Annotated in this window: 25 protein-coding genes; 15 read left to right on the top strand and 10 right to left on the bottom strand. The window is 69.8% G+C overall.

What is annotated here, in order from left to right; translation table 11 throughout:
• Positions 1 to 16: 16 nt before the first annotated feature.
• Both CK206_RS12325 and CK206_RS12320 read right to left on the bottom strand, forming a co-directional pair.
• On the bottom strand, positions 17 to 1,219 hold the full coding sequence (locus CK206_RS12325; protein ID WP_096906574.1) for an acyl-CoA desaturase: 1,203 nt from the start codon (positions 1,217 to 1,219) through the stop codon (positions 17 to 19).
• A 92-nt stretch (positions 1,220 to 1,311) separates the two neighbouring features.
• Positions 1,312 to 2,340, bottom strand: coding sequence for an LLM class flavin-dependent oxidoreductase (locus CK206_RS12320; protein ID WP_096906573.1), 1,029 nt, complete (start codon positions 2,338 to 2,340; stop codon positions 1,312 to 1,314).
• 167 nt (positions 2,341 to 2,507) lie between these two features.
• Here CK206_RS12320 and thiM point away from each other — a divergent pair, with 167 nt between their 5' ends.
• Positions 2,508 to 3,314 (top strand): hydroxyethylthiazole kinase, encoded by an 807-nt coding sequence (thiM, locus tag CK206_RS12315; RefSeq protein ID WP_240341407.1) that lies wholly within the window; start codon positions 2,508 to 2,510, stop codon positions 3,312 to 3,314.
• A complete protein-coding gene (gene thiE, locus CK206_RS12310) occupies positions 3,311 to 4,006 on the top strand; it encodes a thiamine phosphate synthase (protein WP_096906571.1) in 696 nt (231 codons plus the stop codon). Before thiM ends, thiE begins: the two co-directional genes overlap by 4 nt.
• Before the next feature lie 34 nt (positions 4,007 to 4,040).
• On the opposite strand, the gene CK206_RS12305 is transcribed toward thiE, so the two are convergent.
• Positions 4,041 to 4,721: a TrkA family potassium uptake protein gene (locus tag CK206_RS12305; protein ID WP_096906570.1), complete on the bottom strand. Its 681-nt coding sequence runs from the start codon at positions 4,719 to 4,721 to the stop codon at positions 4,041 to 4,043.
• Complete coding sequence (locus tag CK206_RS12300; RefSeq protein WP_096906569.1) at positions 4,714 to 6,090, bottom strand: TrkH family potassium uptake protein; 1,377 nt, start codon at positions 6,088 to 6,090, stop codon at positions 4,714 to 4,716. The genes CK206_RS12305 and CK206_RS12300 overlap by 8 nt, the downstream gene beginning before the upstream one ends.
• Before the next feature lie 89 nt (positions 6,091 to 6,179).
• On the opposite strand from CK206_RS12300, the gene CK206_RS12295 reads away from it, so the two are divergent.
• Positions 6,180 to 6,533, top strand: a complete 354-nt coding sequence (locus CK206_RS12295; RefSeq protein WP_096906568.1) for a VOC family protein — start codon at positions 6,180 to 6,182, stop codon at positions 6,531 to 6,533.
• Here the strand turns inward: CK206_RS12295 and CK206_RS12290 are convergent.
• On the bottom strand, positions 6,530 to 7,438 hold the full coding sequence (locus CK206_RS12290; protein WP_096906567.1) for a sigma-70 family RNA polymerase sigma factor: 909 nt from the start codon (positions 7,436 to 7,438) through the stop codon (positions 6,530 to 6,532). The two genes, CK206_RS12295 and CK206_RS12290, sit on opposite strands and share 4 nt — an antisense overlap.
• The gene (locus tag CK206_RS12285) at positions 7,435 to 7,935 is read right to left on the bottom strand and encodes a carboxymuconolactone decarboxylase family protein (RefSeq protein ID WP_254050573.1); all 501 of its coding nucleotides are present in this window, start codon (positions 7,933 to 7,935) and stop codon (positions 7,435 to 7,437) included. The genes CK206_RS12290 and CK206_RS12285 overlap by 4 nt, the downstream gene beginning before the upstream one ends.
• 149 nt (positions 7,936 to 8,084) lie before the next feature.
• On the opposite strand from CK206_RS12285, the gene CK206_RS12280 reads away from it, so the two are divergent.
• Positions 8,085 to 8,726, top strand: coding sequence for a DUF1707 domain-containing protein (locus CK206_RS12280; RefSeq protein ID WP_069389580.1), 642 nt, complete (start codon positions 8,085 to 8,087; stop codon positions 8,724 to 8,726).
• A 1-nt stretch (position 8,727) separates the two neighbouring features.
• Here the strand turns inward: CK206_RS12280 and CK206_RS12275 are convergent, their stop codons facing one another.
• Positions 8,728 to 9,195 (bottom strand): hypothetical protein, encoded by a 468-nt coding sequence (locus CK206_RS12275; RefSeq protein WP_096906565.1) that lies wholly within the window; start codon positions 9,193 to 9,195, stop codon positions 8,728 to 8,730.
• A 70-nt stretch (positions 9,196 to 9,265) separates the two neighbouring features.
• Complete coding sequence (locus CK206_RS12270; protein WP_096906564.1) at positions 9,266 to 10,639, bottom strand: MFS transporter; 1,374 nt, start codon at positions 10,637 to 10,639, stop codon at positions 9,266 to 9,268.
• A 215-nt stretch (positions 10,640 to 10,854) separates the two neighbouring features.
• Here CK206_RS12270 and CK206_RS12265 point away from each other — a divergent pair, with 215 nt between their 5' ends.
• Positions 10,855 to 12,660: an amidohydrolase family protein gene (locus tag CK206_RS12265; RefSeq protein WP_254050694.1), complete on the top strand. Its 1,806-nt coding sequence runs from the start codon at positions 10,855 to 10,857 to the stop codon at positions 12,658 to 12,660.
• On the opposite strand, the gene CK206_RS12260 is transcribed toward CK206_RS12265, so the two are convergent.
• Entirely contained in the window at positions 12,621 to 14,030 is a 1,410-nt protein-coding gene (locus tag CK206_RS12260) for a rhodanese-like domain-containing protein (protein WP_096906563.1), read from the bottom strand. The two genes, CK206_RS12265 and CK206_RS12260, sit on opposite strands and share 40 nt — an antisense overlap.
• A 149-nt stretch (positions 14,031 to 14,179) precedes the next feature.
• On the opposite strand from CK206_RS12260, the gene CK206_RS12255 reads away from it, so the two are divergent.
• Both CK206_RS12255 and CK206_RS12250 read left to right on the top strand, forming a co-directional pair.
• Positions 14,180 to 14,590 carry a PPOX class F420-dependent oxidoreductase gene (locus CK206_RS12255; protein WP_067718824.1) on the top strand — a complete coding sequence of 137 codons (411 nt, stop codon included), beginning with the start codon at positions 14,180 to 14,182 and terminating at the stop codon, positions 14,588 to 14,590.
• Between the two features lie 105 nt (positions 14,591 to 14,695).
• Positions 14,696 to 15,268 (top strand): peroxidase-related enzyme, encoded by a 573-nt coding sequence (locus CK206_RS12250; protein ID WP_096906562.1) that lies wholly within the window; start codon positions 14,696 to 14,698, stop codon positions 15,266 to 15,268.
• Positions 15,269 to 15,284: 16 nt separating this feature from the next.
• Here CK206_RS12250 and CK206_RS12245 read toward each other — a convergent pair whose 3' ends face one another.
• Positions 15,285 to 16,022 carry a superoxide dismutase family protein gene (locus CK206_RS12245; protein ID WP_096906561.1) on the bottom strand — a complete coding sequence of 246 codons (738 nt, stop codon included), beginning with the start codon at positions 16,020 to 16,022 and terminating at the stop codon, positions 15,285 to 15,287.
• A gap of 445 nt (positions 16,023 to 16,467) precedes the next feature.
• Here CK206_RS12245 and CK206_RS12240 point away from each other — a divergent pair, with 445 nt between their 5' ends.
• From CK206_RS12240 to CK206_RS12205, 8 genes are all read left to right on the top strand, one after another.
• Complete coding sequence (locus CK206_RS12240; protein ID WP_096906560.1) at positions 16,468 to 16,689, top strand: Flp family type IVb pilin; 222 nt, start codon at positions 16,468 to 16,470, stop codon at positions 16,687 to 16,689.
• Complete coding sequence (locus CK206_RS12235) at positions 16,646 to 17,179, top strand: pilus assembly protein (RefSeq protein ID WP_317176497.1); 534 nt, start codon at positions 16,646 to 16,648, stop codon at positions 17,177 to 17,179. The genes CK206_RS12240 and CK206_RS12235 overlap by 44 nt, the downstream gene beginning before the upstream one ends.
• Positions 17,176 to 18,096, top strand: coding sequence for a TadE/TadG family type IV pilus assembly protein (locus tag CK206_RS12230; protein ID WP_254050572.1), 921 nt, complete (start codon positions 17,176 to 17,178; stop codon positions 18,094 to 18,096). Before CK206_RS12235 ends, CK206_RS12230 begins: the two co-directional genes overlap by 4 nt.
• A 10-nt stretch (positions 18,097 to 18,106) precedes the next feature.
• Positions 18,107 to 18,826: a Flp pilus assembly protein CpaB gene (cpaB, locus tag CK206_RS12225; protein WP_096906557.1), complete on the top strand. Its 720-nt coding sequence runs from the start codon at positions 18,107 to 18,109 to the stop codon at positions 18,824 to 18,826.
• Entirely contained in the window at positions 18,826 to 20,058 is a 1,233-nt protein-coding gene (locus CK206_RS12220) for an AAA family ATPase (protein ID WP_096906556.1), read from the top strand. The genes cpaB and CK206_RS12220 overlap by 1 nt, the downstream gene beginning before the upstream one ends.
• Positions 20,055 to 21,554: a CpaF family protein gene (locus CK206_RS12215; protein ID WP_096906555.1), complete on the top strand. Its 1,500-nt coding sequence runs from the start codon at positions 20,055 to 20,057 to the stop codon at positions 21,552 to 21,554. Before CK206_RS12220 ends, CK206_RS12215 begins: the two co-directional genes overlap by 4 nt.
• Positions 21,551 to 22,495: a type II secretion system F family protein gene (locus tag CK206_RS12210; protein ID WP_096906554.1), complete on the top strand. Its 945-nt coding sequence runs from the start codon at positions 21,551 to 21,553 to the stop codon at positions 22,493 to 22,495. The genes CK206_RS12215 and CK206_RS12210 overlap by 4 nt, the downstream gene beginning before the upstream one ends.
• A gap of 68 nt (positions 22,496 to 22,563) precedes the next feature.
• Positions 22,564 to 23,472 (top strand): type II secretion system F family protein, encoded by a 909-nt coding sequence (locus tag CK206_RS12205; RefSeq protein WP_254050571.1) that lies wholly within the window; start codon positions 22,564 to 22,566, stop codon positions 23,470 to 23,472.
• Position 23,473: the final 1 nt, after the last annotated feature.

Raw genomic sequence — 23,473 nt, 5'->3', positions numbered from 1 at the left:
ATTCTGTCACCGGGGGTCAGCGGCTCTGGTGGGCGCGTCCCTTCCGGACCCCGGCCAGCGCAGTGGCCAGGCCGGGCATGCGCGGCCCGAGGGCGAACATTTTCTCGCTGCGGGTCTCCGGGGCGTTGTCGGCGGTGCGGCGCAGGTAGCGGTCCGGCAGGGACAGCCGCGCGATGGTGCGCCACGACTGCAGGTACTGCTTCCACAGCGGCCCGCTGACGTACGGCAGGTCGTATCGCTCGCACAGTTCGCGGACCTTGAGCGAGATCTCCGAGTACCGGTTGGACGGCAGGTCCGGGAACATGTGGTGCTCGATCTGGAACGACAGGTTGCCGGACATGAGGTTCATCGCCGGGCCGCCGTCGAGGTTGGCGCTGCCGAGCATCTGCCGCAGGTACCACTCCGCCTGCGTCTCGGTCTCGATGTCGGACAGGGTGAACTTCTCGGCGCCGTCGGGGAAGTGCCCGCAGAAGATCACGGCGTTGGTCCAGATGTTGCGGATGATGTTGGCCGTGATCGTGGCGGTGAGGGCCTGGCGGCCGCTCGGTCCGGCGAGCACCGGGAACAGGATGTAGTCCTTGAGGATCTGCTGGCCGGCCTTGCGCAGGAACGCGCGGGCCCGGCGGCGGTCGGCCGGGGACGCGTCGCGGTCGAATGCGCCGGCCGTGTCGACCGCCTGCAGGCCGATGCCCCACTCGAAGCCGAGCATGAGGACGGCGTTGACGAGGATGTTCCCGGCGAACCGGGGCTCCCAGGGGATGTCCCGGGTCACGCGCAGGACACCGAACCCGACGTCGTCATCGATGCCGACGATGTTGGTGTACTTGTGATGCAGGTAGTTGTGGGTGTGCTTCCAGTCGGCGGAGCTGCCGACGAGGTCCCACTCCCAGTTGGTCGAGTGGATCTCCGGATCGTTCATCCAGTCCCACTGGCCGTGCATGATGTTGTGGCCGAGTTCCATGTTCTCGAGGATCTTGGCCACGGCGAGTGTGCCGGTCCCGAGGGCCCACACGGTGCGGTTGCGGGCGCCGAGGTACAGCAGCGCGCGGGCACCGAACTCCAGGCCTCGCTGGAGTTTGATGATGCTGTGGATGTAGCGGTAGTCGCGCTCACCGCGGGAGGCGATGACCTCGGCGCGGACAGCGTCGAGCTCCCGCCCGAGCTCCTCTATCTGGTCGGAGCTGAGGTGGGCGTATTCGCCGACATCGGAGATCGCCATACATCCAGGATAGGCCGGTTCGGGTGCCCGCGGCTACGGCTGCGGGTCCGGCAGCCCTGCTTTCGTGATCAAGGGCACCCGATCCGACCACGTCAGTCACTCCAGGCGCGCCGCAACACTTCCAGGGAGCCGTGGACCCGCTCGACCGTCGATCCCACCGGCGCGATCATGAGTTCGTCGGCCCCCGCGATGCGCGCGAAGTCGGTGAGGTATTCGCGGACCGCCGGTCCGTCGCCGACCGCCGTGTACTGGATCATGTGCAGGATCTGGCGACCGCCGGCGGACTCCATGATCATGTCGAGTTCCTCGTCGGAGAACTCGCGTCCGCGGCCGGCCATGAGCTTGACCCGCTGGCGGCGGTACCAGTGCAGTTCGCGTTCGGCGCGCTCGGTGTCGTCGTCGGCCACCACGTTGACGGCGGCGATCATGTACGGCTCAGCCAGCTGCTCGCTGGGCTGGAAGCGCTCGCGGTAGACCTGCGAGGCCTGTTCGAGGGCGTCGGGCGCGAAGTGCGAGGCGAACGCGTACGGCAGCCCGTAGGCGGCGGCGAGCTGCGCGCCGAACAGGGACGAACCGAGGATGTACAGCGGCACCTTGGTGCCCCGCCCGGGGATGGCCGCGATCCCGCGCGTGCGGGCGAAGTCGGAGGGCGAGTCGCCGAGGAACGCCTGCAGTTCGCGGACGTCGTCGGGGAAGTTCTCCGCCGCCGACGGTTCGCGGCGCAGCGCACGCAGGGTCTGCGGGTCGGTGCCGGGGGCGCGCCCCAGGCCGAGGTCGATGCGTCCGGGGTGTAGCTCGGCGAGGGTGCCGAACTGCTCGGCGATCACGATCGGCGAGTGGTTGGGCAGCATCACGCCGCCGGAGCCGAGCCGGATCCGCTCCGTTTGCGAGGCGATGTGCGCCATGAGTACCGCCGGCGCCGAGGAGGCGATGGACGGCATGTTGTGGTGCTCGGAGTACCAGACCCGCTCGTAGCCCAGTTCCTCCGCCTTCTGCGCCAGCGCCACCGAATCCTGCAGTCCCTCCCCGATGCTCCGGCCGGGGCGGACGGTCGCGAAGTCGATGACGGACAGAGGCAGGGCGGCACTGGACTGGGGGGAGCTGGTCTCGGGGGAGGTCATGCCCCGTGCAACCCGGGCCCCCGGCAGGCTATTCCTGTTGGCGCCCGGGCGGGGGCGGCAGACTGGGGGGCATGTCCCCCGCTGCTGACCGCCCCGCTGACCGCCCCACCGACAGCCCCGACAGCCCCGCCGGCCGTCCCGTCGACCTCGCCCGCCTCGTGTCCGTGATGCGCGAGACCGGCCCGCTCGTGCACTGCCTGACCAACTCGGTGGTCCGGCAGATCACCGCGGACGTGCTGCTCGCCGCCGGGGCGGCGCCCGCGATGGTCGACCACCCCGACGAGGCCTCCGACTTCGCCGCCATCGCCTCCGGCGTGCTCATCAACGTGGGCAACCCGACGGCCGAGCAGGTCGAGGGCATGCACGCCGCGATCGCCTCCGCCCGCGCCGCCGGCACCCCGTGGGTGCTGGACCCGGTGGCGGTCGGCGGCCTGGTCCTGCGGACGGGGCTGGCCACCGACTGGCTCGAGGCCGGGCCCGCCGCGATCCGGGCGAACGCGTCGGAGACCATCGCGCTCGCCGGCACGGGAGCGGGCGGCCGGGGCGTGGATTCCACGGAGGACGTCCTCGCCGCCGAGTCCGCTGCCCGGGACCTCTCGGCCCGGTCGGGGGCCGTGGTCGCCGTGACGGGGCCGCGGGACCTCGTCGTCACCCAGCGCCCCCCGCATCTCGGCGAGGCCGCGCCTCCCACCCGCACCACGTGGGTCGAGTCGGGTCACCCGCTGCTGCAGAAGGTCATCGGCACCGGCTGCGCCCTCGGGGCGCTCACGGCGGCCTATCTCGGGGCGGCGCGGTCGGCCGGGATCGCGGACCACGACGCGGTGGTCGCCGCGCACGCCCACGCCGGCGCGGCGGGGACGGTCGCCGCGCGCACCGCGGCGGGCCCGGGCAGCTTCGCCGTGGCGTGGCTCGACGCCCTGTACACGCTGACCCCGGAGGAGATCGCGGGCCTGGTCACGGTGTCGGAGGCGTGAGCGGCGCCGGTGTCGACTGGCGGCTCTACCTGGTGACCGACCCCCACCTGGGCGGCGGGCGCGACGCGGTGCCGGGGATCGTCCGCGAGGCGGTGCTGGGCGGGGTGGGTGTGGTCCAGGTGCGGGACAAGGAGTGCGACGACGACGAGTTCGCCACGCACGCCGCCGCCGTCGCCGAGTCCGTCGCGAGGGCGTGCACCGAGACGGGCCGTGACGTGCCGGTGTTCGTCAACGATCGTCTCGACGTCGCGCGGGAGCTGGGACTGCACCTGCACATCGGGCAGCGGGACGTGCCGTTCGCTGCGGCCCGCGCGGTGCTGCCGGACGGGCTGATGCTGGGGTTGTCGATCGAGTCGGACGCGCAGTTGGCCGCGGCGATGACGGGGCCGGGACCGGCACCGGACGTGATCGGGGTGAGCCCGGTGTGGTCGACGGCCACCAAGACCGACACCGCTGACGCGCTCGGTCCCGAGGGTGCGGACCGGCTGGCCCGGGCCGCGCACTCGTACCGCCGACCCGGGGGCCCGGGCATTCGTGCGGTGGGCATCGGCGGGGTGACGCCCGAGACCGTCGCACTGTTGGCCGCCACCGAGCTGGACGGGGTCTGCGTGGTGTCGTCGATCATGGCCGCCCCGGACCCGCGGGCCGCGGCCGCCGACCTGCTCGCCCGCTGGGACGCCGCCCGCCGCTGATCCGGGGAACCGGGGTCAGGTTGCGTGTCGCGCGTTACCTCTTGCGCTCGGAGAAGTCCGCGAACCGCTCCAGGTCGCGGACGTGGCCGGACACGATGATGACGTCGTCCGGGCCGATGATGGTCTCCGGCTGGGCGTACTGGAACGGGCTGCCCGGGGCCTTGATGCCGACGATGTTGACCTTGTGACGCTTGCGCGGGTGGCAGTAGTCGATCGACTTGCCGATGACGTCCCGCGGTGGCCGCATCTTGACGATGGCGAAGTCCTCGTCGAATTCGATGAAGTCCATCATCTGGTTGGCCACCAGGTGGGCCACGCGGACGCCGGCGTCGTGCTCGGGGAACACCACGTGGTCGCATCCGATGCGGGTGAGGATCTTGCCGTGGGCCTGGTTGATCGCCTTGGCCCAGACCTGGTCGATCCCCAGGTCGACGAGGTTCACCGCGACCAGCACGGACGACTCGATCGAGGTGCCCACGCCGACGACGGCGGTGGAGAAGTCCTGGGCCCCGAGCTGTTGGAGCGCCTCGAGGTCGGTGGCGTCGGCTTCCACCACGTGGGTCAGGGAGTCGGCGTACCTCTGGACGAGTCCGTGGTCGCGTTCGACCGCGAGGACCTCCCGGCCCTGGCCGACGAGTTGGGTGGCGAGGGAGACGCCGAACCGGCCCAGGCCGATGATGAGGACTGGGGACTGGCGACGGGTGCGATCAGCCAATGATCGGCCTCTCTGTGGGTAGGCGATACCTGGTCCGCTTTGCTCGCATGGTCAGCGCGGTGGCGAAGGTGATGATGCCGACTCGTCCGGCGAACATCAGCCCGGACAGAAGGTACACCCCCGCCGGCTCGAGTTCAGCGCTGAGACCTGAACTCAACCCGCAGGTGGCGAAGGCGGAGATGGACTCGAACAGGGGGCGTCCGAGATCCTCACCGGTGAGGATCATCAGGGCCAGGGCGGATCCGGCGACCAGCGTGAGCCCCATCCCGGCCACGGACACCGCGACCCGGATCGACGAGGTGGGCAGCGCGCGCCCGTGTGCCGTGGCGTCCTCCCGGCCCCGGGCCTCGGCGAGGAAGGCCAGGAAGATGACGGCCAGGGTGGTGACCTTGACGCCGCCGGCGGTCGAGACCGAACCGCCCCCCACGAACATCAGGGCGTCGGTGATGAGCATGGTCGACGCCGTCGTGTCGACGGGGTCGATGATGGCGAAACCCCCGGAGCGCATCATCACCGAGGCGAACACCGAGTGCTGCAGTTTGTCGACCACGCCCTCGCCACCGAGGGTGGCCCCGTTGCCCCACTCGAGCGCGGCGAACCCGAGGGCCCCGACGAGCATGAGCAGCACGCTGACCTCGACCGTGAGGCGGGTGTGGAGGTTCCAGCGTCCCAGGTGCCACTGGTGCTTCCACAGCACCAACAGGACGGGGAAGCCCAGACTGCCCAGGAACACGGCGCAGATCAGTGCCCAGAACACGACCGGGTCGTCGGCCACCGAGGCCAGGCCGTCGGGGTGGAGGACGAACCCGGCGTTGTTGAACGCCGACACCGCGTAGAACACGGCTCGCCACAGCCCGTCCCCGAACGTGCCCTGGTGGGCGATGAACCGGGGCGTGAGGATGAGCGCGATCACGAGTTCCACCAGGGCGGACGAGACGATGATGGTCTTGATCAGCGATCGGACCTCGCCCAATCCGCCCGCCGACACGCCCGTCTGGGCGAGCAGCCGGGTACGCACCCCGAACTGCCGGGTCACCGAGAGTGCCAACAGCGAGGAGATCGTGACGATCCCCAGGCCACCGACCTGGATGCCCGCCAGGATCACCACCTGCCCGGCCGTGGACCAGTGGGTCGCGGTGTCGACTGTGGTCAGGCCGGTCACCGACACGGCGGAGGTGGCGGTGAACACCGCGTCGTGCAGGTGTGCGTGCTGCCCCGAGGAGGTGGCCCAGGGCATCATCAGCAGTACCGTGAAGACGACGATCGCCGCCGCGAACGCCAGGAGCGCCGACCGGGCCGGGGAACTGTAGGTGAACGCCCGGGCTGCCTGCGCGCCCGAGGACAGGACCCCCGGAATCGTCGAGACCATGCCGCGAGGGTAATCCCGGCCGCCACGTCGGCCACAGTTGGTGCGGGAACTCCTTACTGAACGGCGTCAACACTCGTAACGTCTGCGGTATGCCACGGATCCCTCTCGAAATCACGCTGGTCGAGTTCCCCAGCACCTCGATGTCCGCCACGAGTGAGTTCCTCGCGACGGTCTGCGGCTGGGAACCCACCGTGTACGGGGGGTCGTACGCCTGCTTGACCGGTGGGGGCATCGACGTGGGCGTGCAGGGGGACGCCGACGAGCAGTCCCCCGCACCGCTCATGGTGATCCGCGTCCCCGACCTCGACGAGGCCCGCGCCCAGGTCGAGGCCGCTAGCGGCGTGGTGACGTTCGAGCCGTTCGACTTCCCCGGCGGGCGGCGCTTCCATTTCCGCGAGCCCGGCGGGAACGAGATGGCGATGTGGGTGCCGGCGCCGGTCTAGGACCGTCCGGCCGGCGCGAACCCCTCGGGCAGTGCGAGCCGGGTGAGCTTGTCCGGGTTGCTGTGGAAGTAGAGGCGTGAGATCTGGCCGTCGACCACACCGACCTGCGCCGCCCGCAGGACCCCGCGGGCGAGGACCGCCAGCGCGACCTCGCCGTTGACCTCGACGGGCGCGATCATCCCGCCCGAGAGTTCCGTCGCCTTGATGAGGAAGTAGGCGCACTTGCGGGCCCCCACGATGTCCCGGCGGGCGGCGTTGACCTTGCCTCCGCCGTCCGAGATCACGCGGGCGTCCGTGGTGAGGGCGGCGATCGTCTGCGGGAGATCGCCGGCCAGGACGGCCTCGACCAGGGTCGAGATCACCGCGTCCGAGGCGGGTTCGGGTGGACGGAGGTCGGACGCCAGGCGGTGCCGGGCCCGGCTCACCCACTGGCGGACGGTGGCCACGGCCACGCCCAGGGTGTCGGCGATCTTGGCGTAGGGCAGGTCGTACGCCTCACGAAGGACGAACGCCGCGCGCTCATCCGGGCCCAGCTGTTCGTAGGCCAGCAGCACGGCGATCCGCAGATCGTCGCGACGCTCGGCCCGGTCTGCCGGCAGCAGGGCGGTGTCGACGGGCTCGGGCAGCCACTCGCCCACGTAGTCCTCCCGCTTGCGCCTGCGCAGCCGGTCCAGACACAGCCGCGTCGCCACGGTGGTCAGCCACGCGTCGACGTTCCTGGGCGCGGACGACGGATCGAGCGCCACCCACCGCGCCAGCGCCTCGTCGGCGGCGTCCTCGGCGTCGGCCCAGGTCCCGGTGATGCGGTAGCCCACCCCGAGCAGTCGGCCCCGCACCCGCTCCAGCGCGGCACGGTCCGGTAGCGCGGGGCCGGCCGCGGGGGTCGCGGGCGGGGCCACGGTCATTGCCGGGTCGCCGGTTCCAGGTCGCTCGGGACGAGACCGCGCAGCGTCGCCAGGTCCTTGCGGGTGGCGATCGCTATCCGGTTCCATGCGTTGATCGTGACGATCTCCATGACCAGCTGTCCAGCCCCACCTTCGCCCCGGTGGTGGACCACCTCGTCCCACAGCTCGTCGGGCACGGAGTCCTCACCGTCGATGCGGGTGACGGCGTCCGCGAACGCCAGGACCGCCCGCTCGGCCGGGGACAGCTCGTCGGCGTGGGCGTGCCAGTTTTCGGAGACCGCGATCCGGGTGCCGCTCCAGCCGTCCCTGCGGGCATCGCGTCGGTGCATGGCCAGGCAATAGCGGCAGCCGTTCACCGCGGAGACGCGGAGCCGGATGAGGTGGCTGTCCTCCCGGGAGACCCGCGCCCGCGAGTAGGCCTCGAGTGCCAACATGGGTGCCATCGCGCCCGCGCTGACCTGTTTGCGCTGTTCGGTGCTGCGTCGTGGTGTGCTCATGCCTCTTCGACGCACGAGCACCGCGAAGTGTGACACCGAGTCGCCACGCCGGACCCGCGCCCCAGCCCGGAAAGCCACCGGCACCCCGCCGGGCGCATCGGGGCGTTCCCCTATGTCATCGAGGGCCTAGCGGTTCTAGCATTGAGCCCATGACCGACCCGGACGACCTGCTGCTCTCCGACTCCGAGCGGCTGCACGCCCTCATGGCGCTCGGCGACCACTACGCGTCCGGCCGGCTCGACGACGCCGAGTTCCACGCCCGGTCCGGCGACGTGGCCGCGTCCCGCACCCTCGGCCAGCTCCGCGGCTCGTTCGTCGACCTGCCCGGCGGGACGCCGCTGACCTCGGTCGACGGCATGATCGTGCAGTCGGCCACTGCCACCGGTGGCGAGCTGGAGGTCTCGTCGTCGTCCTCGTCGACTTCGTCCGCCCTGTCGCCGGGGTCCCCCACAGGCGCCGGGGCGCCCGCGACCCGCGGCACCGACGCCGACCTGGAGGACCTGCGCAGGCGCGGGAAGCTGGTCGAGTCGCTCGACGGCGTGGTGATCGGACTGACGCTCATCACGTTCCTCGTCCTGCAGATCATCGTGGACTGGCAGTACGCGTGGATGGTGTGGCCTTCGCTGGTTCTCACGCTGGGCCTCCCCCGGCTCGTGCTGCGCTACACGGATTCCGACGAGAAGACGTACGAGAAGCTCAAGAAGGCCGACGAGAAAGCGCGCGAGGAGCGGCTGCGGGCGGCGACCGAGCGGATCCGTGAGCTGGGTGACGGGCGGGAGAACCGCGACTGACCTACCCGGTCGCGTTCGGTGGGCCACCGCTCCCCGCGCGGGTGCCACTGCCCCCACCGCTGGTGCCGCTGTTCCGCCCGCCGATGCGGTCGGCCTCATCACGCCTGGCCAGGGCAGTGGCCACCACGGGGAACAGCCCCATCCCCAGGCCGACGGCCACGATCGTCGCTCCGATCCCCAGGGAGGCAAGCACGGGGACCCGGCGCTGGGCAAGCGCGACATCACACGCCTCCTGCGCCTCCGTGCTCGGCTGGGGGCGCTCTCCCCGGAGGAGGTCCTTCCAGCTCAGCGAGGTGAGGGCGTTGTCCTTGTCGCGGGCCTCGGTGTAGTCGGGGCTGAAGTAGGTCCCGCAGTCCACCCGCTGCACGAAGCCCCCCGTGGACACGCCGATGCTGCCCAGCAGGATCCCGCCGAGCACCACGAGCAGGCCGAGGACGGCGACGAGTGCGCCGATCACGCGAGTGGTCACCGCGCCATCGTCACATCCGCGGGGCCGCACCGCATCCGGGCCGGACGGCCGCGGTCAGGTGTCCTCGAGCTCAGGTGTCTTCCAGTGCAAAGCCCTTGCGCTCGGGAAGGGTGAAGGCGGCGAGGGCGGCGACGACGAAGGCCGCCGCGAAGACCCCGAAGACCATCACCGTGTCGCCCAGATCGAGCAGGAGCGGCACGAGCAGTGGCGCAATGATGGAGGCGATCCGCCCGAACGCCGCCGCGGCGCCGGTGCCGGACCCGCGGGTCGAGGTGGGGTAGAGCTCCGGGCCGATCGCGTACAGGGCTCCCCACGCGCCGAGATTGAAGAACGACAGCGCCATGCCCGCGGCGATGATCGTGGCCGGGGAGTCCGCCAGGCCGAACAGTCCGGCCGCCACCGCCGAACCGGTGAGGAACACCGCGAGCGTGACCCGCCGACCCCAGATCTCGATGAGCCACGCCGCCACCGCGTACCCCGGCAGCTGGGCGAGGGTGATGATGAGCGTGTAGCCGAACGACTTCACCAGATCGAAGCCCTGCGCGACGAGCAGGCTGGGCAGCCAGATGAAGGCGCCGTAGTAGGAGAAGTTGATCCCGAACCACACGATCCACAGGGCGGCGGTGCGCTTCCGCAGGCGCGCGGACCAGATGGACTCGGCGGGCTCGGCGGGCTCGGCGGGCGATGCGAGCGCGGCGCCGCCGGCGACGGGCGCGGCCCCGTCGGCGCCGGCATGAGCGGGCGCGGCCGTGGACGGCGCGGCCGGCGGCTCGACCCCCGCGGACGCCTCATAGTCGCGGACGATCCGCTCGGCCTCGTCGACGCGGCCCGTCGATTCCAGGTAGCGCACCGATTCGGGCAGTCCGAATCGCACGACCAGCGCGTACGCGGCCGGGATGATCCCGATGGCCAGGGCCCACCGCCACCCGTCGTCGCCGACCGGCACCACGAAGTAGCCGATGAGGGCGGCCATGATCCAGCCGACGGCCCAGAACCCCTCGAGGATCACCACCACCCGGCCACGGATCCGCCGCGGCGCGAACTCGCTGACCAGCGTGGACGCCACCGGCAGCTCGGCGCCCAGGCCCAGGCCGACGATGAACCGCAGCACGATGAGCATGGCGATGCCGGTCGACAGGGCCGCCGCGCCGGTGGCGAGGCCGTAGACCAGCAGGGTGACGGCGAAGACCTGGCGTCGACCGATCTTGTCGGCGAGCAGTCCGCCGAGGGCGGCGCCGATCGCCATCCCCACGAACCCGATCGACCCGACCCAGGACAGCTCGGTGGGCGAGAGCGACCAGTGGACCGCCAATGCCGCCATGACGAACGAGATGAGGCCGACGTCCATGGCATCGAGTGCCCAGCCCACGCCCGAGCCGAGCAGCAGCTTGCGGTGCTTGCGGGTGAACGGCAGGCCGTCCAGGCGCTCCGTGCGGGTCGTCATGGCGGCCACGCTACTCGGCGACCCCGACACAGCCCGGCGCCAACCCGGGCTGGACATGGACGAATGTCCGAGTAGCCTGGGAGCAGCTGTGTTCCACATCACATCAAGAGGAGTTCCTCGTGAGCATCACCGAGAACGCCGATCGCGCCGATCGCGCTGAGAACGCTGAGAACGCCGAGAACGCCAGCCCGGGCGGGGCGGACTTCGACGTCGTCATCCGCGGGGGCACGGTCTTCGACGGCACCGGCGCCCCGGGCGTCCGCGCGGACGTCGGGATCAGGGCCGGTGTCGTGGCGGCGATCAGCCCGGCGCCGCTGCCCGTCTCGCCGGGCACGCAGGTCGTGGACGCCGAGGGGCGGTGGGTGACGCCCGGGTTCGTGGACACCCACACCCACTACGACGTCGAGCTGCTCGTCTCCCCGGGCCTTGGCGAATCCGTTCGGCACGGGGTGACCACGGTCCTGGTGGGCAACTGCTCCATCTCGGGCGTGTACTCGGGCGCCGTCGACGTCGCCGACCTGTTCAGCCGCGTCGAGGCCCTGCCCCGCGACTCGGTGCTCGAGGCGCTCGAGCAGAAGAAGACCTGGTCGGGACCGGCGGACTGGCGGCGCACGGTCGAGAACCTGCCGCTGGGGCCCAACGTCGCGTCGTTCCTCGGTCACTCCGACGTCCGCGCTTCGGTGATGGGGTTGGGCCGGGCGACCGACCCCGAGCAGTCCCCCAGCCGCGACGAGTTGCGGAAGATCGACCGCCGCATCAACGCCGCTCTCGACGAGGGCTTCCTCGGCGTGTCCACCATGACCAATCCCTGGGACAAGATGGACGGCGACCGCTACCGCTCCCGCACGCTGCCCTCGACGCACGCCTCGTGGGGTGAATTCCGCCGGATCAGCCGCCTTCTTCGTCGTCGTGACCGGGTCCTGCAGGGCGTGCCCAACCTCAACACCAAGGTCGACGTGGCCTTCTACGCCGCCACCAGCACCGGGCTCTTCCGCAAGCCCCTGCGCGTCTCGCTGCTCTCCGCCGCCGACACGCTGGCCGAGCCCTGGGTCAACCGCATCTTCCGGCCCATCGCCTGGGCCGCCAACACGCTGGGTAAGGGCATGTTCGTGTGGCAGCATCTGCCCACCACGTTCAAGGTGTGGGCCGACGGGATCGACCTGGTGGTGTTCGAGGAGTTCGGCTCCGGCCGCGAGGCCCTCCACCTGGCCGACGAGGTGGCACGCAACGACCTACTCAAGCAGGAGAGCTACCGGCGCTGGTTCCGCCGCGACTTCGAGAAGCGCTTCAGCCCACGCGTGTGGCACCGGGACTTCGACGACGCGCTCATCGTGGCCTGCCCCGACGAGTCACTGGTCGGCCAGACCGTCGGCGACGTCGCGCGCGCCCGGAAGCTCCACCCGGCGGACGCCTACCTCGACCTGGTGGTGGAGTACGGCACCGACTTCCGGTGGACCACCACCATCGCCAACGCGCGGGAGAAGGTCGCCAACCGGCTGGCGCGGACCCCGGGCGTGACGATCGGTTTCTCCGATGCCGGCGCGCACCTGCGGAACATGGCGTTCTACAACTTCGGGATCCGTCTGCTCGAGCGCGTGCACCAGGCGCAACTCAAGGGCACGCCGTTCCTCACCACCGAGGAGGCCGTGTACAAGCTCACCGGCGAGCTGGCGGACTTCTACCGCCTCGACGCCGGGCGCCTGCAGGTGGGCGCGCGCGCGGACGTGGTGGTGGTGGACCCGTCCGGGCTCGACGGCGAGTCCCTCGGGTACCACGAGGAGGCCATGGACGAGTTCGGCGGGATCCGCCGGATGGTCAACCGCAACGACCGGGCGGTCGCGGCGACCATCATCGGCGGCCACGTGGTGTGGTCCGACGGTCAGTTCGCCGAGGGCTACGGCCGGGGGTTCGCGGCGGGCCGGTTCCTGCCCGCGGGCGAGGCCGTGGGGCCCCGGCCGGTGGCGGCGCAACGGCCGGCCGGTCACTCGGTGGGCATCCCGGCGTCCTCCCAGGCGGAGTAGCTGCCCCCGAGCTCGGTGACGTCGTAACCGACGCTGCGCAGTGAGCTGGCGACCACCGAGCTGCGGGTGCCGGACTGGCAGTAGGTGACGATCTTTCCCGAGTCGGGCAGTTCGTCGCGCTCCCACATCACCTGGCCACCGTGCAGCTGGGTGGCGTCGGGAACGTGGCCGCCGGAGTACTCGGAGGTGGCGCGGACGTCGAGCACCATGGCGTGCTGGTGGGACTCCAGGTCCTTCGGGTCCACGGTCTCCGGGCGGAACGTGGGCAGCCCGTCGGTGGAGGTGACGTACCCGCGCGTGGTGTCGACGCCCACGCGGATGACGTGGCGCCGCAGTTCGTCAGCCTCCTCGGCGTCCTCGGCGAGGAAGACCAGGCCGCGGGTGTCCTTCTCAGGGTCGATCGCCCAACCGGCGTAGGTGCCCGCCTGGCCGGCGGGGAGGTTGATGGCGCGGTCGACGGTGCCGTCGTGGACGTCGTCGGCGGGGCGGGGGTCGACGACGACGAGGTCACCGGATTCGATGCCGGAGGCCACCTCCTCGGCGGGCAGCTCCCGCAGCTCTGGTAGGGGATTGCCGAGCACAGAGGGGCCGTCCCGGTTCTCGCGCTTCATCCGCCCGAAGTACGCCGGCGCGTCGGGCTGGCCGTCGAGGAGTTCGGAGATAAAGCCCTCCTCGTCGTCGTTCTCCACGTACTTGGGCCACCACGCGAACTTCCGCTCGTAACCCACCGAGCTGGACGGCAAGGCCCCCAGGGACTTGCCGCAGGCCGAGCCCGCGCCGTGGGCCGGGAACACCTGGACGTGGTCGGGCAGGGTGAGGAAGCGCTCGCGCAGGCTGGCGAACAGCTGCTTGGCGCTGTCGACGCGGGTGTCCTCGTCGTTCGACGCGTTGCCGCCGGTGGTCTCGTCGAGCAGGTCCGGTCGGCCGAGGTCACCACAGAACACGAAGTCGCCGGTGAGCGCGTAGCCGGGCTCGTCGGCGAACGCGCCGTCGGTGACGAGGAACATGAGGTGCTCGGGCGTGTGGCCGGGGGTGTGCACGGCCTTGAGCTGGACGTTGCCGAGCTCGATGGTGTCGCCGTCGCGGAGCCGCTCTCCCTCGAAGCCGTAGCGCCAGTCGTCACCGCCCTCGTCGGAGAGGTAGACGGTGGCGCCGGTCGCGGCGGCCAGCTCGCGGGTGCCGGACAGGTAGTCGGCGTGGATGTGGGTCTCGGTGACCTTGACGATGCCCATGCCGTGCTGGTCGGCCATGTCGAAATAGGCCCGCAGGTCGCGGCTGGGGTCCACGACGATCGCCTCGCTGCTGCTCTGGCAGCCGATGAAGTAGCTGGCGTGGGCCAGGTCGTAGTCATAGATGCGTTCGAAAAGCATCGTGCTGTGTCCTTTTTCCTTGGGGGAACAGGTACATCAGCCACCGTAAAACCCTGCGGGGTATCTGGCTACCGACCGGTTCGTGCGCCGTCGCGGTCGGGCAGCGCACACTGGGGGCGAACCGCAACGCCGATGGAAGGATCCCCGCCGTGACCGATTCCCACCTGGACGACGACACCCGCGCCGTCCTGCTCGCACCCAACCCGGCCGTCATGGCGACGCTGCGCAAGGACGGCTCCCCGGTCACCGTGCCGACCTGGTACCGGCTGGTCGAGGGCGACCGGATCCACCTCAACCTCGACGCCGGCCGCGTGCGACTGCAGCACCTCCGGCGCGACCCGCGGGTGGCACTGTCCGTCATCGCGTCCGAGGACTGGTACACCCACGCGAGCATCCAGGGGCGGGTCGTGGAGATCGCCGACGACCCGGACCTGTCCGGCATCGACGCCCTGAGCACGCACTACACCGGCGAGCCGTACCCGGTGCGCGACCGCGCCCGCGTGGACGCGTGGGTGGAGATCGACCACGTCCACGTGTGGGGTCAGCTCCGCGAGTCCTGAGCGCAGGTGGGGAGCGCGGGGGAGGGCCCGCTGAACGCGTCCGGCGATCCCGCGTGCGTCCTACGCTGAGGCGACCCCTCGCCCGTCTACGCCCCGGAGACCTCCATGTCGGACCGCTATCCCCTCGCCGAGCTCAACGACCTGCCCGATGACCTGCGCGAGCGGATCCTCGCCGAGCAGGAGAAGGCCGGGTTCGTGCCCGAGGTGTTCCTGATGTTCGGGCGCCGCCCCGCCGAGTCGCGGGCGTTCTTCGCCTATCACGACGCGTTGATGGAGCGCGAGGGCAACCTGTCCAAGGCGGACAAGGAGATGATCGTGGTGACCATCTCCGGGCAGAACAGCTGCCTGTTCTGCGTGGTGGCGCACGGGGCGATCCTGCGGATCGTCAAGAAGGCGCCGATGCTCGCCGACCAGCTGGCGGTGAACTACCGCAAGGCCGACCTCACGCCGCGCGAGCGGGCGATCTGCGATTTTGCGACCAAGGTCAACCTGCACTCCGACGAACTGGGCGACGCCGACTTCGCCGCCCTGCACGAGCACGGCCTGGACGACGAGGACGCGTGGGACATCGCCGCGATCACCGGGCTGTTCGGGCTGAGCAACCGGCTGGCCAACGCCACCGACATGCGCCCGAACCCGGAGTTCTACCTCATGGGCCGGGTGCCGCGGCAGAAGTAGTCAGTTCTGCTCGGTGTCAGTTCTGCTCGGTGACGACCCCGCAGGCCGCGCGGCTACCGCCGTCGCCGGCGTTGCGCGTCTCCTCGTCGGCCCCCTCGGGCGCGTAGCGCTCGGGGATGTTGGCGAGGTTGTCCGAGTTCTCGTGGACCATCACGGCCGAGCCGTCCTCGTCCAGGAGAAGGTCGCGGTCCAGGCGGTCGGTGAGCGTGACGATCCGGGCCGTGCCGTCCTCGGTCACGTAGAGGGTCGGCAGGTCCCCGGCGTGCTCGGGGTGGCTCGCTTCGCCGCCGGGACCGGCCAGGTGCCCGCCGGCGGAGAGGAACGCGCCCCGCTCGCCCGGCTGGGTGGGGTTCTCACTGTCGGGCTCGCACAGGCCCGCGCCGTGGATGTGCAGGCCGTGGAATCCGGGCTCCAGGTCGGTCGCGTTGACGGTGACGAGAGTGCCGCCATCGGACTCTACGAACTCGGCGGTACCCCGCGGTTCACCCTCGGGGTTCACCAGTTCGGCGGTCGCGAACGCCTGGCCGCCGGCGTTCTGGCCGGACGTCTTTGTGGTGGTCTCGGAGGTGCTGGTCTCGGACGCTGCGGTCTCTGACGTGTCGGCCGCACCGTCCTGGGGCGTGACGTCACCCCCTGCGGCCGGAGAGTCCTCTCCGGTGCCGCATGAGGCCAGCAGAAGCGCGGCTGCAGACAGGGCCACGAAGGTCGAACTCCTCCGGGCGCGGCGGGCGGTGGACACGGTGCGTGCGGTCATCACAAACCTCCTCGGACGGCGTCGTGTAAGTGACGGTACCGAGGCGGACCCGACACGCAACCGCGCATGTGACAGGCATTTTCGCTGGCAGATCACACACCGGCGACCACTACCACAAAGTAAGAAGTCACTTTCACTCCTTACTCAGGTGCCGTTCACCTCGCAGCCGAGCTAACGGACCGGCGTCCTGATGTCGTGCACGAGCGGACCGGCCAGCGCCTCCGAGACTCGTTGCGCTGGTCACTATCTCGGGGGAGCAGGGACCGCGAGCATGGCAAATGCGCGCCTCCTATGAAGTTCATCACGCAAACATATCTGAACGCTTGCACAACCTGAGAAGCGGGTGCATACTCTTCTCAGCCCCATCACAGACTGTTCCGACAGCCGAGGGGGCGTCCCTCCCCCTCGAGCCACCGGCTCAATCCCTCGCAAGAAAGGGTTCATCATGAACCAGGTCTATGCCCTCATGGCCACCTTCCAGGCGTTCCTCGACGATCGCTTCGAGAACCGCAAGGACCGCGGCGCGACCGCCGTGGAGTACGGCCTGATGGTCGGGCTGATTGCGGTCGCAATTATCGCCGCGGTCATCCTCTTGGGCGACAGCCTCACGGATCTCTTCACCGATGTTTCGACCACCATTCCCGAGGTTCCCGCCGCTGGCGCCTAGGGCTAATCAAACCGGGGCCAGCGCAGCGTCACACCTTTCGCTGCGCTGGCCCCGAATCTCCTCCCCCACGTCCCTCCCACCCTCTCCCTCAGGCGCCGCAATGCTCACGCCCTCACGTGACCGCGGATCAGCCGCTGTCGAATTCGCGCTTGTACTGCCCATACTTCTGCTCTTGGTTATCGGAATTCTGGAGTTCGGGCGCGCCTACCACGTGCAAACGACACTCTCCAACGCTGCCCGCGATGGCGTTCGGGTGATGGCGCTGCAAGATAGCGCCACGGCTGCACGTGCGACGGTTGCGGATTCCGCCCCCTCCCTCACCCTCACCGACGCGATGATCGACGTCACACCCTCTAGCTGCTCTTCCGCTACCACCACCCCTGGACAGGTATCGGTCACCATCTCGTACCCGTTCGCGCTGGTTTCAGGGTTCCTCCCTATAGATGACCTCACCCTCACTGGCAGGGGGACCATGCGATGTTTCGGATGAGAGATGATCGTGGCGCTGTCGCCGTCATAGTCGCCGTACTCATGGTGCCGCTCATCGGGTTCGCAGCGATCTCGATCGACATTGCCGCTGTCCATGCTGAGAAGCAGCAAATCCAGGCAGGCGCCGACGCCGCAGCCCTGGCGATCGCCCAGGACTGTGCTCGCGACGCCTGCGGGTCGCCGCGTGCGACCGCGCAAAGCTTCGCAGAACTCAACAGCAACTCGGGCGAGGTGGTGGCTAGCCTCCCGTCCGTTCCGACCGCGGCTACAGGCCGAGTTACCGTGGCCAGCTATGCAGTCCGCTCCCACTGGTTTGCACCCGTCCTCGGAGTGGACTCGACCGAGGTTGCAGCCTCCGCGAGCGCAGCCTGGGGCTCTCCCATCGGTGGAACAGCCGTCCTTCCACTGATCTTCTCCCTATGCGACTTCAAGGCCCAGACCGGCGGCGGTCTCCCATCGGGCACCCTCGAGCGCATCATCTTGTCCACCAAGACCGCGAACACCGGGTGCACTGAGAACGGGAACTACGTGCCCGGCGGATTCGGCTGGCTGGAAACAGACACTGGCAATAGTTGTCACGCAACCACCCGAATCGGTACGAACGCGTACAGCGAACCAGGCAACACCCCGAAGCGGTGCGACCTTTCCACGATCCGAGGAAAGACCGTCCTCCTACCCGTGTTCGACGGCGAGTTCGGCGGGAACGGCCGAGGCGCCTGGTACCGGGTCTACGGCTACGCCGCCTTCACCGTGACCGGATACAACTTCTCCGGACAGAGTTGGAACCCGCCCTGCCGCGGGAACGACCGCTGTATCGGCGGGTACTTCACCGAGATGCACACCACAGACCCCGACTTCGACTACGGCCCGGGCGCACCGAACCTCGGCGCTTCCGCCGTCCACCTACTACCTGACTAGTGAGAGACCCATGAACAGACGTCTCGTCTCGGCTATTGCAGCCGGTGCGCTCGCCGTCCTCGGCGCAGTCCTGCTCGTCAGCTACGTCAACAACGCGGACAGTCGCGCGATGGCGAACATGGACCCGATCGAGGTGCTGGTCGTGTCCGCACCCATAGCCCAGGGGACACCTGCTGAAGAAGTCGCCGCGTCAGTGACGATCCAGCGCCTGCCCAAGGCTGCGGTCGGACCCGATGCCGTCCGCTCACTCGCAGAGGTGGCCGGCCGCGTTGCCGCGACCGACCTCCAGGCCGGCGAGCAGGTCCTTGGCGCCCGATTCGTGACCCGCCAGTCATTGGAGCGGTTCGGAGGCATTCCGGTTCCGGAGGGCTACCACCAGGTGACCATCCCCCTCGAGGCACCGCGAGTCGTCGGCGGTACCGTCACTCCCGGGGACACGGTCGGCGTGTTCGTCACCCTCGGCGACGGATCCACCCACCTGGTCCTGCGGAAGATCCTCGTGACCCGCGTCCAGGGCGGGCTCGGTGCGACCCAGCCGAACGAGGGGATCGAGAACCCCGACGCGGCACCCGTCCCAGAGGGTGGCGCCATGATCACGATGGCGCTCACAACTGACCAGGCCCAAACGGTCGCGTTCTCAGTCGAGCACGGGAGCATCTGGCTGTCACTCGAGGATTCCACCGTTCCGCAGGACGGCACCGGCCGGGTCGATGCAAGGGATTTCTACTGATGAGCCGCATACTGATCGCCACCGATTCCGCCGACCTCCGCGGGAGGGTCGCCACCGCGGCCGGCGAGCCGATCTCGATGATCGCGGGGCGCCCGCTCCCCGGCGGGCCGTCGCAGTTGTTCCAGGAACTCGGACCGGGCGTCGCCATCCCCCAGGTCGTGGTGATCGACGTCGCCGCCGGCCGCAACGAGGCTCTGCAGCTCTCGTCGCGGCTCGCCGCCGAGTGCCCCGGCATGGCCGTGGTGCTGGCGAGCGAACATCCCGACGCTTTCGCCCTCGCCGCCCTCCGTGCCGGCGCGTGCGACGTGGTGCACCCCGAAGCCGAGGTCGGCGAGCTGGCCGCGGTACTCGGCCGGGCCGCTCAGGTCGCCGCCTCGACCGCACCTCAGGGTCCGGGCGACCCCGCAATGAACGGCAGCGCAAGCACGCGTGGCCGCGTCATCAGCGTCGTCTCGCCCAAGGGTGGAGTCGGCAAGACGACCGTCGCCACCAATCTCGCGGTCGGCCTGGCCCGGACGGCCCCGCTCTCGACCGTGATCGTCGACCTCGACGTGCAGTTCGGCGACGTGGCCAGCGCCCTCAACTTGGACCCCGAGCACACCCTCCTCGACGTGGTCCGCGGCCCGGCCGTCCAGGACTCCATGGTGCTCAAGACGTTCCTCACCCAGCACCAGACGGGCCTCTACGCCGTGTGCGGACCGACCTCACCCGCCGACGCCGACGACATCACCGCCGCCGACGTGGCCCAGCTCCTGCAGACCCTCGCCTCGGAATTTCGTTACGTCGTGGTGGACACCGCTCCCGGACTCGACGACCACGCCCTCGCCGCAATCGACCAGGCCGACGAACTGGTCACGCTGACCAGCCTTGACGTGCCCGGGGTCCGCGGTTTGCGCAAGGAACTGAACATCCTTCGCGACCTGGGACTGAATCTCGAGAAGCGGCACGTCGTGGTGAACTTCGCCGACCCCCGCAGCGGGCTGACCAAGGCCGACGTCGAGGCCACCATCGGCACCGGCGTCGACCTGGTCCTCCCCCGCAGCAAGGCGGTCCCCGTGTCGGTCAACCAGGGAGTGCCCCTCCTGCAGAGCGACGGCCGCGATGCGATGGCCAAGCAATTGCGCAAGCTGGTCGACCGGTTCACCCCGGCCCCCATGCGCCCCACCGCGACGGCCGTACTGACCGCCGAAGGTGGCCGGCATCGACTCCGCCGGAAGCGGGTGAAGGCGTGAGCCTGTCCGAACGTCTCCGCGCGGCCCGCGTCGCTCCGAGCGGAACTGACACGCCCGCGTCCGACGCCGCATCGTCTGCCCCCGCCGCGCCGCCCTCGACGCCGACCGTGGTCGCCCCGACGGGGACGACGACGAAGCCGGCCACGGCCACCAGCATCCCGTCCACGAAGACCTCCGGGAACGCACCCGCCGACGATCCCACTGTCGATCCGCTGGTCGCCCTCAAGGAGCGCGCGGCCAGCGCGCTATTCGAGCGCATCGGTGCTCGCCTGAACAACCCCTCGCTCACCGAGGAACAACTCCACGCCATGGTGCGGAGCGAGCTCAATAAGGTTGTCGAGGACGAGACCGTCCCCCTCACCAGCGACCAGCGGGTGCGACTTATCACCGACGTGCAGGCCGACGTGCTGGGTCACGGCCCGCTCGAGAAGATGCTCGACGACCCGGAGATCACCGAAATCATGGTCAACGGACCCGACATGATCTTCGTCGAACGCGCAGGCCAGCTCACTCGACATCCCTCCAGGTTCGCCTCGGAGGAACACCTCCGTCAGGTCATCGAGCGGATCGTCTCCCGCATCGGCCGCCGCGTCGACGAATCCTCCCCGCTGGTCGACGCCCGACTCGCCGACGGTTCGCGAGTCAACGCCGTCATCCCGCCGCTCGCTGTCAACGGCTCCTCGCTGACCATCCGGAAGTTCTCCAAGGACCCGTTCAAGGTGCACGACCTCATCCGGTTCGGCACTCTCACCCCGGAGATGTCCGAACTGCTCCAGGCGTGCGTGGAGGCACGGCTCAACATCATCGTCTCCGGAGGCACCGGCTCCGGCAAGACCACCCTGCTCAACGTGCTGTCCTCGTACATCCCGGAGGGCGAGCGGATCGTCACCATCGAAGACGCCGTTGAGCTGCAGCTCCAGCAGGACCACGTGGTCCGTCTCGAGTCGCGCCCGGCCAACATCGAAGGCCGCGGCGAGATCACGATCCGCGAGTTGGTGCGCAACTCCCTGCGTATGCGGCCCGACCGCATCGTCGTCGGCGAGGTCCGCGGCGGAGAGACCCTCGACATGCTCCAGGCCATGAACACCGGCCACGACGGGTCACTTTCCACCGTCCACTCCAATTCGCCACGTGACGCCATCGCCCGACTGGAGACCCTCGTCCTCATGGCCGGCATGGACCTGCCCCTGCGGGCCATCCGCGAGCAGATCGCCTCCGCGGTCGACGTGATCATCCAGCTCACCCGGCTCCGCGACGGCACCCGTCGCGTCACCGCCGTCACCGAGGTCCAGGGCATGGAGGGCCAGACCGTCACCCTGCAGGATGCCTTTCTCTTCGACTACTCCGCCGGTCTCGGCCCGGACGGCAAGTTCCTCGGCAAGCCGCAGGCCACCGGCGTCCGGCCCCGCTTCACCGACCGGTTCAACGAACTCGGCATCACCCTGTCCCCACGCGTGTTCGGCGCGACCACCGAGAACCCCGGATCCATCCGATGAGTCAGACGCTGCTGTCCCCCGCGGGGTTCGCGATCGCCGCCCTCACGCTCGCGCTGCTCACGGGCGGCTACCTCATCCTCTCTCCCGCGCCGGGGCGGATTCCCCGGGAACGCCGACGGCCCGGCATGGCCGAAGGACCCGGACCGATCAGCCGCGCGGCCACCGCCGCCACCGAGGCAATCGATTCCCTCCTGCGCCGCCGCGGGACCACCGGAGCCGGCCAGCTCGAACGCGCCGGAGTCCGCATGGGGCTCCAGGACTACGTCTTCCTCGTCGTCGTCGCCTCGATCGTCGCGTTCGCCCTCGGCCTCATCCTCGTCGGTCCGCTGATGGGCACGTTCCTGGCCCTTCTCGCGCCCGCAGGTGGCTACGCCCTTCTACAGATTCTCGCTTCTCGCCGTCGCGCCAAGTTCGCCGACCAACTCGACGATTCCCTGCAGCTCATGTCCAGCAGCCTGCGCGCCGGACACTCCATGCTGCAGGCGCTGGCCTCCGTCGCACGCGAAGCCGAACAACCTACGTCCGAGGAGTTCGCGCGGATCATCAACGAGACCCGCGTCGGCCGCGACCTCGGCCCCGCCCTCGAGGAGACCGCCAACCGGATGGGCAGCCAGGACTTCGTGTGGGTCACCCAGGCCATCGCGATCAACCGCGAGGTCGGCGGCAACCTCGCCGAGGTTCTCGACGCCGTGGGCCACACCATCCGCGAACGCAACCAGATCCGCCGGCAGGTGGCAGCGCTCGCCGCCGAAGGGAAGCTGTCGGCGTACGTCCTCATGGCGCTGCCGTTCGGCATCGGCGGGTTCCTGTTTATCTCCAACCCGTCCTACATCGGCGTGCTCACCCAGAGCCCGCTCGGCTGGGGGATGATCGCGGCCGGCGTCGTGATGCTGACAATCGGCGGCATCTGGTTGAGCAAGGTCGTCCGCATCAAGTTCTGACAGGGTCGGCCCCTCCCTCAGGGTCACCCTTCCTCCCCTACCCTCTCGCCCCTCGAAAGGAGCCCCGCGTGAGTTCACTGCCTGCCGCGGTGGCCGTGTTCGTTCTGACCGCTTCGGTCTTCATGCTGGCCTTCGCGGTATTCGCCGGCCGCGACACCGTCCGCGCGCGCACCGTCGCCAACCTCCGCCGGGGGATCGACGAGGGGTACGCCGCCGCGCCCGTTGACCTCACCGGGGTCGACGACGACGACTCCCGCAGTCGCCTGTACGAGGTCGCCCGCCGACTCACGCCGACGGGCACCATCCGCAGGCTCGAGAGGCTGACCATCCGCGCCGGCCGACCCACGGGCTGGTCACTCCCGCGGCTGGTGGTGGCCAAGATCGTCCTGCCACTCGTCGTGATCCTGCTGGGCCTGCTGCTGCTGCGGGCCAAGCCGGAGCCGCTCCTGCTGCTCCTTGTTCTGGGCACGGCGGCGGTCTGCTACTTCCTGCCCGAGCTGCTCCTGAGCAGCCGCAGCCAGGAGCGCAATGACGAGATCCAGCTCGAGCTTGCCGACACCCTCGACCAGATGACTATCGCGGTCGAGGCCGGCCTCGGCTTCGACGCCGCCATGGCCCGAGCCGGTCGCAACGGCACCGGCCCGCTCGCCCAGGAGCTCATCCGCACCCTGCAGGAGATCCAGGTGGGCCAGCTTCGCCGTACCGCCTACGAGTCGCTTGCCCTGCGGACCGACGTCCCCGACCTGCGGCGCTTCGTCCGGGCGATCATCCAGGCCGACGCCTACGGCATCTCCGTTGCCGACGTCCTGCGCACCCAGGCGAGCGAAATGCGAGTCAAGCGTCGCCAGCGCGCAGAGGAAAAGGCTCAGCAGGTGCCCGTCAAGGTGATCTTCCCGCTCCTGACGTGCATCCTGCCCGTACTGTTTATCGTGCTGCTCGGTCCCACCGTGATCAACATGATGGAGGCGTTCTCCTGAC

The organism is Dietzia sp. WMMA184 (assembly GCF_002441635.1).
GTDB lineage: Bacteria > Actinomycetota > Actinomycetes > Mycobacteriales > Mycobacteriaceae > Dietzia > Dietzia kunjamensis.
This window is presented reverse-complemented; position numbering and strand designations above follow the sequence as displayed.